Consider the following 13,455-nt stretch of genomic DNA (forward strand, 5'->3'; position numbering starts at 1 on the left):
GTTCACGGATCCGGCACTCGGTGGGTGCCGGTGGGGTCGACATGGAATCGGAAGCCGTGGGGTGTGGTCCATTCCAGGGTTGTGCGGTCGACGCGGCGGACGTCCCAGCCGATGGCGTGGGTCTTCACCCGATGGCCGAATCGGCCCAGCGGTGCGAGGTTGGTGGTGGAGGTTTGACCTGGTGGGCCGAGGGGGTCGTAGGGCCGCAGATGGTCCAGGTCCATGGATCGGATGGTTTCGCGCGTGCCGTACGGAAAGACCTCGACGGGATGGGTGAGCTTGACGCGTTCGCGGATCCGGTCGGGGATCTCGTAGGCATCCACACTCACCGCATCGTTCAGATCGATGACCGGCTTCACGATGTAGGGGCCGTGGCCGACGAGTTCGGCGAGCTGGTCGGCGAGCATCGGGCCGAGACCTTCGGCGCGCAGTACGCCGGTGCCGGTGGCAAGGGTGTGATCGGTGAGGTGCACATAGATCTCGGTCTTGCCCGGCCGTACCCGTGTACCGCGGTCGCTGCCGGGGTTGGTGTGGGCGTCGTGTTTGATTCGGGCCAGGTGGGAGTGCAGGGCGCGCTGGGCTGCGGCGTCCATGGGTTCGCCGTCGTCGGGGTCGAGGTGGAGGTGGGGATCGCGCGGGTCGAAAGGTGCTACCGGGTCGTTGGAAGCCGGGTCGTTGGAAGCCGTGTCGAGTGGGTCCGGAACCATGGCCTCGACGTCCGGGCACGGCTCATCCCAACTGCTCACCGCGTCGTCGAGCAGGTCATCGTCACCCCACCGCGAACCCGCGCCCGAGGAGATACCGTCCGAGGAGGCGCTGTCCGGCCTGGGGTTGTCCGGGGTCGCGTTGTCCGGGGTGGTGAGGTGGTGGGTGTGGGCTTGGGTGAGGAGTTCTTGGGTGAAGCGGGGGTCGGCGATGATGCCGACGGCGTCGGCTCGGCGGGCCTGGACTCCGCGGGTGTCGCCGAAGGTCTTGAGCGCGTCGGCGATCGCGGCGAGGGTCGCCTCGTTGCGGATGACCGCACCTGCGGCGGCCTTGATGACCATGGTTTTGGTGCCGTGCTCGTTCGCTTGGCCGACGAAGACGCCGCGCTCGCGGGCCTTCTCGGCCGCCTCCGCGCGGGCCTGGTCGGCGTCGGCGTGCATCTTTGCGGCCTTGACGATCTTGTTCAGCCGATACGGCCTGATCGAATCCACCAGCCGCGCGACCCGCTTGTCGACGTACGCCGCGGCCTCCTTCGAGAGTTTGGCGCAGTCGGTGACGATCCGCCGCGCCTTCCACGGCGTCGCCTCACCGGCCAGCACTCGCGCCCAGGTGAACGGGAACCGGTGCCGTAACGCCAACGCCTGACCCAGGTAGTCGGCTGCTACACCTGCCGAGAGCCCCAGCATCACCGCGAACTCCGCGATCGCGAACTCCAAGATCTCCGGGCAGCCTTCACCGCCCAGCACCACCACCCGCTCCCGCCCGTCGCACGGGAGACGATCGGCGCGGCCGGGGTGTGCCGAGGGGTGGTAGCGGTCGGCGTAGACCAAGGCGACCTCGATGAGCCGCGCGTCGGCCCGGTCGGCCACCGCACGGTACTCCGCGGCCGACTCCAGCAGGTCAGCCGTCGGCAACTCACTCAGATCGCCCTCGAACATGTTTTCGAGAATACGCCGCAGCTGGGCCCGCCGCAAACCAGACCGTAGCCGGAAACCCCTTATCCACAAGGGGAAACATCACATCGCGACGGCGAGGCAACCAGTGTAGACACCTCACACTGTCACCTCAGCTACCTGCAGTCAGTCGAAGGTCAGCCACGTCCCGGCCAACGGTTGCTGACCAACCCCAGGCTTCGACCAGTCGCACACGCCGCGGGGGAAGATCGTCCGCAGGCGCGTCCATTGGGCGTCGGTCAAGCCTGGATAGTCCGACCGTGCGGGTGCGTGCAGCTTGCACTTGATGATGTCTGCGGCGACGCCGGCGCCGGCGACCTCTCGCGGGAACGACGCCGATGGGAACAGCTGCTCGCACCGCGACGCCGGGTCCCGGTTCAACGGCTGCGCGATGAAGCCGGAAGGCCCGCGGCACCCCTCGACCAACTCATCGGGCTTCGCCGCGACGATCTTGTCGATCCTCGGGCGCGAGGTGCCGTCGGCTTCCAGCACGGTCAACCAGCGATCCATCGAGTCGACCGCATGCTGCAGCAACGGGCTGTCCGTGCTGAACAGTCCATACCGAGCGTCCTCGAGCAGGCTCACCTGATTCGCCGCCGTGCCGTTCGCCTTCTCCAACCGCGCCCGCATCGAGAACGTGTGGTAGCGGACATGGATATCGCCGTCCGACTGAGTGTCGAAGTACGCCCGGTAGTCGATGATCGGCACGTCCTTCAGCCCTCCCCCGCCGTTGGTCAGCCGCCCCGTCCGGTACGCCGTACCCACCGCCGCCTGATCCGCGACAGTACGAGCGGGCACCAGGTTCGCGTCCGCGTCGAACCCGCCGATCCGCTGGTTCAGATCGAGGAACTGATCCGGCGTGATCACCCCGGACTTCAGTACGCCGAGCCCGTACTGCACGCCGACGTTGTCCAGCGGCCGCCGGACGAACCCGGTCGCCGGATCCGCGCCGTACACGTTCACCGTGTGGTCGAACACGTCGCACCGCACGCCGCGAGGGTTCGAGTCCGGGTCGTAGCGCTGCGCCGCCGGGACGATGTCGCAGTTGCGCCGCGGGTCGATCCGGTTCGCGCTGACCGCCATACTCGGGAGCGTCGCGTACGTCGCGAACCCGGCTACCTGCCGCTTCTGCTCCTGTGTCCACGCGAGGCTCGACTTGTTGAAGTACGAGTCCAGCAACCACGAGTCGCTGATGAACGAGATCGTGCCGAACCCGACCTCCGGGAACGAACACCCGACAACGATCCCGTCGAAGATCCCCGGATAGTTGTCGGTGATCTGGTGCGCCTGATACGAACCGCCCGAGCACCCGAACCCGACCGTGTACACAGGCCGCCCGTAATGCTCGACGAACAGCTCCTTCGTCATCATCGCCGACTCCGCCGCCGTCAGGTCGTTACAGTTCTGGCCGAAGACGTTGAGCGACGACGACATGAGTGCGTACCCGCGCCCGAGCAGGAACGGATCCGTCACCCCGCCGGTCGTGGACCCCGACCGGTACCACCCGCCGGCGCACCCACCTCCGAGGGTGAAGATCGCCCGCCCGTTCCAGCTCGACGACCGCCGCGTCGGCGTCGGCGCGGCCTCCCGCAGCGGATCGTGCAACATCGTCGTCTGTACGACGGCCCGGTTCGCGCTCCCCGTCTCCATCCGGACGATGAACGGATCACCGGCGTCCGTCTTCGCCAGATCAGTCGGGTACGACGTCGCGCCGGCCGGCCACTTCACGTACGTCCCCGCGGTCGTCCGGTAGAAGTAGTCGACCCGCGGCGCGACCGTGCAGTCCGCGTCCAACGGTTCGCCGAGCGTCCGACCGATCACCGGGATCGCGAACTGTGCCGTCTCACAGACGAACGGCTGCTCGTGCGGCCCCGAGAACACCGGCCCTTGCCGCGGATAGTTGCGCACCTCGAGCGTCGTGCGCCGTCCGTCGGCTTCGGCGCGGAGGACGTTCGATCCCGATCGCAGGTCCCCGACCAGTCCAGTCAGCCCGTCGGCGTCAGCAGTGAACACCGACGACACATCCGTGCCGTTGAGCGTCACCCGGACGTGAGCATCCGGTGTGTCGACATGGACGAGCGCGTCGCCACCGGTCACCTTGTCCGGGCGGCCGGACAGGATCTCCAGCTTGACCTCCCGCGACGCCACGGCCGGAACCGCGGGGAGAACAAGCGCACTGGCGAGCAGAACTACGGCCAGCCGAACTGGTCGGGAACCGATCACGCGTCCTCCTAGTGGGCGGCCACCTCGTAGACCCGGGCGATGTCGGGTGTGGTGCTGGACGGATCGGTGATCGTCAGGCGGATCTGGTCGAGCGCCGCCGACGTGACCGCGGTCGAGACCAGGGCGCGGGTGTTGGCGGTGTAGCTGCCCAGCTGGACCCAGCCCGCGGACGTGTGCCCCTCGACCATGAACGCGGTCAGGACGGTGCCGGTGGCAACGTTCGGGTACCCGTACCCGCTGTAGACGTCCACCTGACTCACATCCTTGTAGGTCCCCAGATCCACTGTGAGCACCGGAGCCGTGTCACCCTCCGCGGACATCCAGCGTCCGCTGTCCAGACAGGAACCGTCAACCGCTTTCGGCGCGCCCGAGTTCGCGTCGTACGTCGACGACGCGGTGACCATCGCCCCGCGGGCCAGGTGGTCGGAACACGGTGAGACCGCCGGCGCCCCGGCCAGCCAGTCGCGGATGAAGGCGCCCTCGTACTCGCCGGACAGCAGGTTCCAGTTCTTGTCGAACATCACCGGTGCCCAGAAGTTGTCGAACACCCAGCCGAGCCACCCGATCTGTGGACGAGCATCCAGGTACTGCCGCAGGGGCAGTCCCCAGCCGGACGTCGTACCGGCGGTGACCTGGTTCGCCGACGGTGACGGGTCCCAGCCGAACTCCGTCAGCACCACCGGCAACGTCGCCGACGCGGTGCCGAACTTGGGATCCAGACTGGCCGCGGTCGCCGGCCCCTGGTTCGGGTAGAGGTGGTAGACGTAGGCGATGTTGCCGCCGGTGATCGGGTCGGTGAGCGCTCCGTTCAGCCGGGTGCTCCAGGACGGGCTACCCATCAGGATCACGTTCGACGCCACCGACCGGATCGAGTCCACGACCGGCTGGATGTACGACTTCCAGGTGGCCCAGTTGTCCGGCGCGATCGGCTCGTTGAACACCTCGAACAACACGTTCGGGTTGTTCGCGTACCGCGGGGCGATGAAGTCCCAGAAGCCCTTCACGTCGGACTGCGGTACGGCGCCGGCCGCGTCACCGTAGTTGCGGACCAGATGCAGGTCGATGATCACGTAGAGACCCTTGGCGACGGCGTGGTCGACGTACGGCTTGATGTACGTCGCGTCGTACGCGTTCAGGTCCTTGCCGATCGCCTCGGTGACGAGCAGGCGGAGGACCTTCGAGTTCCAGCCGTTGGAGACGGTCATGTCGATCAGGTCGTTGATCGGTTTGGAGTTGCAGTCGGTGCAGACGGCGTTCTGTTCGGGGGCGATGACCGAGAGACCCTTGAGGGTCACGGTGGTCCCGGCGCTGTTCTTGATGCGATTGTCTTCGGTGTGCAGGGCGGGGAGGGCGGTGGTCTGCGCGGATGCGTTCACCAAGGACGCAGCGGAGAACAGCAACGCAGTACACAGGGCGGCCAAAGACTTTCGGAGCACAGCATCATCCCTTTCAGTCGCGATGGGTGCGGATCTCCTCCGGCCAAGCGATCCGGGTGCCGAGGCCATCGGTGAGGAGACGTTGGTAGTCGGCCAGATGGGTGGGATCGGTGCGGACCTTGCGTGGTGACAGGCCTTCGGTCAGGCAGAAACCGACCAGTGCGCCAACCGCCTCGCCGATACTCCATTCGACCGGGTGCAGGCGGTAGCAACCATTGGTGATGTGGGTCGTCCCAATGTTCTTGTTGGCCGGGAGCAAGTTGTCGACGCGGACCGGGATCAGCGCGCCGAGCGGGATCTGGAACGGGTACGCCTCGATGTCCACGTAGTTTCGGCCCGCCGTACTCGGATGCAGGTCGATCCGGTACCGGCCGATCCCGACAGTGTCGGCGAACACCTCGCTGCCCGCCCCGTCCGGCCGCGCCTCCACGCCGACGTGCTGCTCGAGCACGGTGAACTCGGCCTGGATCCGGCGCGATTCCCGGATGTACGGCGCCTTGGCCAGACCGTCCGCCGTGCCGGTGACGTCCGGCCGCAACCGCAGGCCCGGGTACCCGCCGTCGGTCTGCATCCAGTACAGGAAGGACAGCGACAGGTCCCGGCTCGCGGCCAACGCGCCCGCCGGATCACCCGCGCCCAGGAGCGGCGCCTCCCAGTAGTCGAGCTGGGGCCAGTTCACCACCGTGACATCCGGGATCGCCTTGTCGACAAAGTTGCTGCTGGCAAGGATCTGCCGGTAGCGCCAGAGTGAGAACGGGGCGCGGTGGCCCGGGTTCGCCGCGAGCAGCTTCCACTCCCGCTGCTTCAGCGTCACCGGTACGACGTCGGTCCAGGACAGCTGCGATCCCGGCCAGAACGGGGCGACCGTGTCCCGCCAATGCTCATACCCGGCCGGCCGGTCGATCGTATGGTCCTCCCCGGCCCGATGCTCCAGGGCGAAGCACCACGAGAATGCCTGCTGATCAAGGGGATTCGCGACGTCCGGCGCGTGCAGCTCGCCGGTTTGGTCGCGACCTTCCGCGCCGATGACGTGCTCGACTCCTCCCAGCTCCAGCAGGTCGCCGAGCTCGGTCGCGTCGATTACGTACGTCGCGGACACGGTCAGGTCGTCGCCGCTGCGTACATCCCGGAGCGTCACCGCCTCGATCTCGTCACCGTTGGCGAATGCCGAGATCGCCGAGTGCTCGAGGAACACCCGGAGCCGGCCGGAGGCTCGCCACGGCGCGAGCATCTCCTCGAGTACTGCGGCGGCCACGCGGGGCTCGTGGCAGAACCGGCTGACGACACCGCGTCCCGGGTCGAGCAACGGATCGGCCGCGGCCTCGGGGGTCAGCGGGTAGTTCCGGCGGTAGTAGTCCCGGATCCGCCGGCGGAGTTCGGCGTACCCGGTGGCGGCGTACTCCTCGATCCATGGGTGCTCGTCGGGCGGCACCAGTTGGCTGGTCAGCTGCCCGCCCAGCCAATCGGTCGGCTCGGTCAGTACGACGCGATGACCCAGCCGCACCGCGGTCAGCGCCGCCGCGACCCCACCGAGTCCGCCGCCGACGACCAGGACATCCGTCTCGAGCTCCACCCGTTCACTCCTTCACTCGGGGCGCGGCGACGGTTTCGCCGGCCACCAGATCACAGGCCACCAGTTGGCTGACCGGTTCCTCGTCCGGGTTCTCGACCCGCGCCACCAGGGCGTCGATCGCGATCCGGCCGATCTCCTTGCGCGGGATGACCAGGCAGTCCCAGCGGTGTCCGGGCTCGTCGCCGGACCCCTCCAGGACCGCGACGGACACGTCCGCCGGGATGCTCAGCCCGCGCGCTGCCAGCCCGGCCCTCAGGTCCTCGGCCAGTCCGATGTTCTCGGCAACTACCGCGGTCTCCGGTCCGGACGCCAGCTCGTCCAGCCACTCCTCGGTCAGCCCCGGCTCGCCGCGCAGACCGGGCGAGCGATCGTGCAGACCGAGCCGCTCGATCGCGTTGCGGTAGCCGGCCCGGCGATCGGCGTACGCCTCCTGCTCGATGCCCGAACGCAAGTACGCGAAGTTCTGATGACCACGCTCGGCGAGCGACGTGACGAGCCGGGCGGCAGCCGACACGTAGTCCGGGATGATGCACGGGATGTCCGCGCCGGCCACCTCACGACGACCGATGTGGACGAACAGGTACCCGTCGTGCCACAGCCGGGCCAGCTCCTCCCGATCCGTCGCGGCGCCGAGCAGCACGGTGCCGTCGGCGAGATTGAGCCGGTTGGTACCGTCGCGGTAGATCCGGCGGCGGCCGTCGCTCGTCCCGGTCGAGGTGAACAGGACCAGGTCGTACCCGATCTCCTCGGCACGCTCCTCGATCCCGAGCAGGAACTCGAAGTAGAAGTCCTCGCGGGCGTGCGGGAACACGGCCTCGAAGGTGTGGACGCCGAGCAGCCGGTTGCGCTTGTTGCGGAGGTTCCGGGCGGCCGCGTTCGGGACGTACCCGAGCTCCTTCACCGCGGCCCGGATCCGCTCCTGGGTCTCCTCCGGGATCCGGTCCATGTCACCGCTGACCACCCGGGACACCGCGGACTGCGAGACGCCCGCGAGCCGGGCCACATCGGATTGTCTCGGCGCTTTCATGCGTTCTCCTGCAGCCAGCAGTGGGTCCATCGCCCGTCGGGCAGTTCGGTTCGCGGCGGCGTTTCGGTCCGGCAGACGTCCATCGCGACCGGGCACCGCGGGTGGAACCGGCACCCGGCCAGCGGGTCGATCAGACTCGGCGGCTCGCCCAGGTCCTCCGCATCGAACAGATCCGGCCGGTCCCTGCGCTCCGGATCGGGCGACGAGTCGATCAGCAGTTGCGTGTACGGATGCAGCGGGCGCGCGATCACGTCCTCTTTCGGACCGCCCTCGACCATGCGTCCGGCGTACATCACGACGATGTCGTCGCACAGGTAGCGCGCGCTGGCGATGTCGTGCGTGATGTACAGCAGGGCCAGCCCGTCCTCGGTCCGCAACCGGTCGAGCAGGTTCAGCATCTCCAACCGGATCGACACGTCCAGCATCGAGATCGGCTCGTCGCCGAGCAGCACCTTCGGCTCGACCGCCAGCGCCCGCGCGATCACCACCCGCTGCCGCTGCCCACCGGACAGCTCGTGCGGGAATTTGTCGATGTACTGCTCCGTCGGCGTCAGGCTGACCCGCTCCAGCAACTCGACGACCCGTCGGTCGACGTCAGCCTTGGTGCGTACGGCGTGATGCAGCTTGACCGCTCGCTCCAGGTTGTACCGCACCCGGTGCAGCGGGTTCAGCGATCCGAACGGGTCCTGGAAGATCAACTGGACATCGCTGTAGTACGCCCGCGGCTTGCCCTTGACGACCTCGCCCCGCAGCCGGATCTCCCCCGACGTCGGCGGGTAGAAGCGGGCGAGCAATCGGGCCAGCGTGGTCTTGCCGCTACCACTCTCACCGACCAGCGCCACGATCCGGCCCGGCTGCAACGCGAGCGTCGCATCCTCCACCGCACGCACCGTGGCCCGGCCCGCCGGGAAATGCTTCGAGACCGCGCGGGCCTCGAGAACGGGTTGACTCATGCTTGATCATCTCCCGACGGGTACAGCCGGCAGGCCACGGCGTGGTCCTCGATCGTCAGTAGCTCCGGTCGTTGCTTGTCGCAACCGTCGAAGCGGTCGGTGCAGCGCGGGTGGAACGGGCAGCCGGGTGGTGGGTTGCGCAGGTCCGGTGGGCTGCCCGGGATGCCGGTCAGCTTGCGGAGCGGCGAGCGCAGCGGTGGGAACGAATCGCGCAGCCCGCGGGTGTACGGATGGCGGGGCTTGGAGTAGAGCGAATCGGCGGTGCCGATCTCGACGATGCGGCCGCCGTACATGATCGCGATCCGGTCGGCGAGCTCCAGGAGCAGCGACAGGTCGTGGGTGACGAACACGACCGCGAACCCGAGCTCCCGGCGCAGACGCAGTACCTGAGCGAGGATCTGGCGCTGCATCACCACGTCGACGGCGGTTGTGGGCTCGTCCATCACCACGAGCTCGGGACGGCAGGCCAGCGCGAGCGCGATACTCGCCCGCTGCCGCATGCCGCCGGACAGCTCATGCGGGTAGCTGCGCACGCGGTCCGCGGAGATCCCGACCATCCCGAGCAGTTCTGCCGCACGAGCCCAGGCGTCCTGGCGTGACAGGGCCTTGTCGTGCGACCGCAGTACGTCGACGAACTGCGCGCCGACCCGCATCACCGGGTTGAGCGCGTCCATCGCACTCTGCAGAACGATCGCCAACGAGGTCCAGCGCAGCTTCCGGAGGTCGTCAGGACTGAGGGAGACCAGGTCCGTGCCGTGGAATTCGATCCGCCCGGCCGTGGTGACCGCGGGCGGACGCTGCAGCCGGGTCAGCGCGGTGATCAGCGTCGACTTGCCCGACCCCGACTCCCCCGCGACCCCGAGGATCTCGCCCCGGCGCAGCTCGAACGACACGTCGTCGCACGCCCGCACCGGCTCCGCACCGGTCACGTAGTCGACCGTCAGACCCTCCACCGTCAGCACACTCATGCCTCGACCACCTTCCGCGTGCGTACGACGACCGACCGGCGAGCCTGCCGCAGCTTCGGGTTGGAGATCTCGTCGACGCCGAAGTTCACCAGCGTCGCCGCCGTACCGATCAGCGCGATGCACAACCCGGGCGGTACGAACCACCACCACAATCCCCGCAGTACTGCGCTCTGCTGCTGGGCGGCCTGGATCATCGTGCCCCAGCTGATCGAGCCGGAGTCGGTGATGCCGAGGAACGCCAGCCCGGCCTCGGCCATCACGCCGCCGATCATGCCGTGCAGGAACATCGCCGAGATCCAGCCGGTCAGGTGCGGCAGGACCTCGAAGAAGATCAGCCGGCGGTGCGGCTCACCGACCATCCGCATCGCGAGCACGAAGTCACGGCTGCTCAGGCTGAGCGACTGCGCCCGCAGCGTCCGCGCGCCGCCGGACCAGCCGAACAGGCCGATGATCAGCGCGATCACGAACGGCCCGGTGCCCTGGACGTACCCGGCGACGATCAGGATCAGCGGGAGGACCGGCATCACCAGGAACAGGTTGGTGAGGAAGTTCAGGCCGTTGTCGACGGCGCCGCCGAAGTACCCGGCCGGTACGCCGACGAGGATCGCGATCAGCGTGCCGATCGCGGCGGCGAGGATGCCGACCAGCATCGAACCGCGGGCGCCGGCGATGGTCTGCGCGAGCACGTCCTGACCGAACTGCGTGGTGCCGAAGAGATGGTGCGCGCTCGGCGGTTGCGAGATCGCGCCGATGTCGTTCGCCCGCGGGTCGAGCGGGAGCAGCGGGCCGAGGATCGCCAGCAGCACGAAGAAGCCGAGCACCCCGAGACCGAAGCGGACCTTCCAGCTCTTGAGCATGGTCAGCCCCTCGCCCGGATGCGCGGATCGAGCAGGACGTACGCCAGGTCGGCGACCAGATTGGCCAGCAGAACGGCGAGCGTGATCAGCAGGAAGACGCCCTGCATCATCGGATAGTCCCGCTTCTGCAACGACTCGTAGAGCAGGTAGCCGATGCCGGGATAGCTGAAGACGATCTCGGTGAGCAGCGCGCCGCCGACGACCCCGCCGAGCGCCATCGCGAATCCGGTGAAGCTCGGCAGCATCGCGTTCCGGGCGGCGTACCTGAGCATCACGCGCTTCGGCGACAGGCCCTTCGCCTGGGCCAGCAGCACGTAGTCCTCGCGGACCGTGGTGACGGTCATGTTCCGCATCCCGAGCAGCCAGCCGCCGAAGGCCGAGAACACGATGGTTGCCGCTGGCAACACGCCGTGATGGAGCACGCTGACGGCGTACGCGAGGCTGAATCCCTGCGGCAGGTCGGCGTCGTACCCGCCGGACAGCGGTGTCCAGCCGAGGACGAAGCCGAAGATCCAGAGGGCGAGCAGGGCTACCCAGAAGTACGGGACGCTGCTCAGGAACGTCGTGAACGGGGTCAGGATCGCGTCGAGGCGGCTGCCGGCCTTCCAGCCCGCGACCACCCCGAGAAGGGTGCCGATCGCGAACGCGGTGATGGTCGTCGTACCGACCAGCAACAGCGTCCAGGGCAGCGCCTGCCAGACGAGATCCGCAACCGGGACCGGGAAGTTGACCACGGAGACGCCGAGGTCACCGTGGGACAGCTGGCGCAGATAGTCGGCGAACTGCTGGGCCAGGTTGGCGTGCGGATTCCCGAAGATCGCACGGATCGACAGCAACGTCTCGGCCGGGACCTGCTGACCGCTGACCCGTTCGAGTTCCTCGACGATCGCCGACGACGGGTCGCCGGGCATCAGCCTGGGCAGCAGGAAGTTCAGTCCGATCGCGGCGGCCGCGGCGGCCAGGTAGAACCCCAGCCGCCGGGCCAGGAAAGTCCATCGCATCGTCAGCTCCCCCGGCGCTGGAGCTTCAGCATGGTCAGGATCGTGTCCGGGCCCATCCCGACGAACGGGATGTGGTCGAAGTTGTCCGGCGTCGGCCAGCCCGTCCAGCGGGTCGCGTTGATGTCGACGAAGTAGAAGTTGTTGTAGATCGGGCTGAACGGGACGTCGTCGACGACGATCTTCTGCAGCTGACGGCCGAGGCCCTTCAGCTCGCCGACGTTGTCGGTGCGCTCCATCGCGGCGATGATCCTGTCGGTCTGCGGGTCGCTCCAACGGCCCTGGTTCAGGGTGGCCGACTTGCCGATCGGGACCTTGAACGAGCTGCTCAGGAAGCGGTAGACGCCGTACACCCCGGAGCCGCCGGTGGACGCGGCTGCCAGGTCGAACTGGCCGAGGTTCTGCTTGTCGTAGTACCCGGCGCTCGGCTGGCCGGCGCCCTTCACCTGCAGACCGAGGGTCTGCTTCCAGGTGTTGAGCAGGATGTCGGCGTAGTTGCCCCAGCCCCAGTCGGAGTTGAACAGGATGCTCGGCTGGTACCGCTTGCCGTCCTTGACCAGTGCGCCGTTCTCGATCGTCCAGCCGCCTCGGGCCAGCTCGGCCTTCGCCGCGGTCGCGTCGACCTTCTGGACCTTGCCCTTGTACGCCGGGTCGAGCCAGTCGGCGAACAGCTGGTCGGAGAGCCCGGTCGGGCCGGCCTCGGTACCGGGGCGTTGCAGCGTGGTGACGACGGCGGTGCGGTCGATCGTGAGCGCGAGCGCCCGCCGTACGTGCACGTCGTCGAAGGGTGCCTTCGCGGTGTTGAACAGGACAGACATCGCGCCGCCGTTGGAGTACAGCTGGTACAGGTGCTTGTCCGGGTCCTTGGCGACGTACTCCTTCTCGCCGTTCGGCCAGCTCGCCGACGACCAGTCGATATCGCCCTTCAGCAGCTGGGCTTTGAGCGCGTCGGCGCTGGTCGGGATGATCTTGTACGTCGACATCGGCAACTTCCCGCCCCAGTAATCGGTCCGGGCCTGGAGCGTGATCTGCTGCGGCTTGAACTCCTTCAGCGTGAACGGGCCGGTGCCGATCGGATCCGGATTCGTCCAGGTGTTGAGGTTCTGCGTCGACCAGATGTGCTTGGGGACCATCGGCAGCAGGATGTTCGCGAACTGGTTCAGCGTCGCGTACGACGGCTCGGCGAAGACGACCTTCACCGTGCTGTCGTCGACCTTCGCCACCGACTTGTAGGTGACACCCGCGATACTGAAGTCCGGCTTCTCGATCGGGAGGCCCAGCGAGTAGACGACGTCGTCCGCGGAGAACTTCTGCCCGTCCGACCAGGTGACGTCCGTGCGCAGCTTGATCGTCAGCTGCTTGCCCTGCTCGGAGAACGTCCAGCTCGCCGCCAGCCACGGCTTCAGCACGCCGCCGTCGCCGTAGTCGACCCGCATCAGCGGCTCGTAGACGAGCTCCATGTTCGGCGCCTTGTCGGTCGCCGGGCCCATCACGTTGTAGTTGCGGACGAACGTCGTCCCGCCGTCGGTCTTCGCGTACACGATCGACGCGTTCGCCGCGCCGCCACTACTCCCAGGCTTGACCGCGGGGCCCGAACACCCCGCCAGCAGCACCGCACCCACGACCGCCAACACCCGCCGGCGACTGCGCATATCTCTCACCCCAGAACTAGAGCGGCTGCACGGACATACGTATGAGCACTCATATATGAGCTACTTCGGCTCTGCTCTTACGTATGCGCAGGAACCTACGAACGTTACAT

At 67.8% G+C, this 13,455-nt stretch carries 10 protein-coding genes; all 10 read right to left on the reverse strand.

The window, feature by feature from the left end; all coding sequences use genetic code 11:
• Nucleotides 1-2: 2 nt before the first annotated feature.
• The 10 genes from OHA18_RS02440 to OHA18_RS02485 all read right to left on the reverse strand — a co-directional run bounded on the left by OHA18_RS02440 (nt 3) and on the right by OHA18_RS02485 (nt 13,345).
• Nucleotides 3-1,643: a DUF222 domain-containing protein gene (locus OHA18_RS02440; RefSeq protein WP_329001867.1), complete on the reverse strand. Its 1,641-nt coding sequence runs from the start codon at nt 1,641-1,643 to the stop codon at nt 3-5.
• Nucleotides 1,644-1,784: 141 nt separating this feature from the next.
• A complete protein-coding gene (locus OHA18_RS02445; RefSeq protein ID WP_329001868.1) occupies nt 1,785-3,881 on the reverse strand; it encodes a DUF6351 family protein in 2,097 nt (698 codons plus the stop codon).
• A gap of 8 nt (nt 3,882-3,889) precedes the next feature.
• Nucleotides 3,890-5,317, reverse strand: coding sequence for a cellulase family glycosylhydrolase (locus OHA18_RS02450; protein WP_329001869.1), 1,428 nt, complete (start codon nt 5,315-5,317; stop codon nt 3,890-3,892).
• 13 nt (nt 5,318-5,330) lie between these two features.
• The gene (locus OHA18_RS02455; protein ID WP_329001870.1) at nt 5,331-6,890 is read right to left on the reverse strand and encodes an FAD-dependent oxidoreductase; all 1,560 of its coding nucleotides are present in this window, start codon (nt 6,888-6,890) and stop codon (nt 5,331-5,333) included.
• Nucleotides 6,891-6,894: 4 nt separating this feature from the next.
• Nucleotides 6,895-7,917, reverse strand: coding sequence for a LacI family DNA-binding transcriptional regulator (locus OHA18_RS02460; RefSeq protein WP_329001871.1), 1,023 nt, complete (start codon nt 7,915-7,917; stop codon nt 6,895-6,897).
• Nucleotides 7,914-8,870, reverse strand: a complete 957-nt coding sequence (locus OHA18_RS02465; protein WP_329001872.1) for an ABC transporter ATP-binding protein — start codon at nt 8,868-8,870, stop codon at nt 7,914-7,916. The genes OHA18_RS02460 and OHA18_RS02465 overlap by 4 nt, the downstream gene beginning before the upstream one ends.
• Nucleotides 8,867-9,838 carry an ABC transporter ATP-binding protein gene (locus OHA18_RS02470; protein ID WP_329001873.1) on the reverse strand — a complete coding sequence of 324 codons (972 nt, stop codon included), beginning with the start codon at nt 9,836-9,838 and terminating at the stop codon, nt 8,867-8,869. Before OHA18_RS02470 ends, OHA18_RS02465 begins: the two co-directional genes overlap by 4 nt.
• Nucleotides 9,835-10,695 carry an ABC transporter permease gene (locus OHA18_RS02475; RefSeq protein ID WP_329001875.1) on the reverse strand — a complete coding sequence of 287 codons (861 nt, stop codon included), beginning with the start codon at nt 10,693-10,695 and terminating at the stop codon, nt 9,835-9,837. The genes OHA18_RS02470 and OHA18_RS02475 overlap by 4 nt, the downstream gene beginning before the upstream one ends.
• Before the next feature lie 2 nt (nt 10,696-10,697).
• Entirely contained in the window at nt 10,698-11,696 is a 999-nt protein-coding gene (locus tag OHA18_RS02480; RefSeq protein WP_329001876.1) for an ABC transporter permease, read from the reverse strand.
• A gap of 2 nt (nt 11,697-11,698) precedes the next feature.
• The gene (locus tag OHA18_RS02485) at nt 11,699-13,345 is read right to left on the reverse strand and encodes an ABC transporter substrate-binding protein (RefSeq protein ID WP_329001877.1); all 1,647 of its coding nucleotides are present in this window, start codon (nt 13,343-13,345) and stop codon (nt 11,699-11,701) included.
• Between the last annotated feature and the right edge of the window lie 110 nt (nt 13,346-13,455).

This window comes from Kribbella sp. NBC_00709, assembly GCF_036226565.1.
Lineage (GTDB): Bacteria > Actinomycetota > Actinomycetes > Propionibacteriales > Kribbellaceae > Kribbella.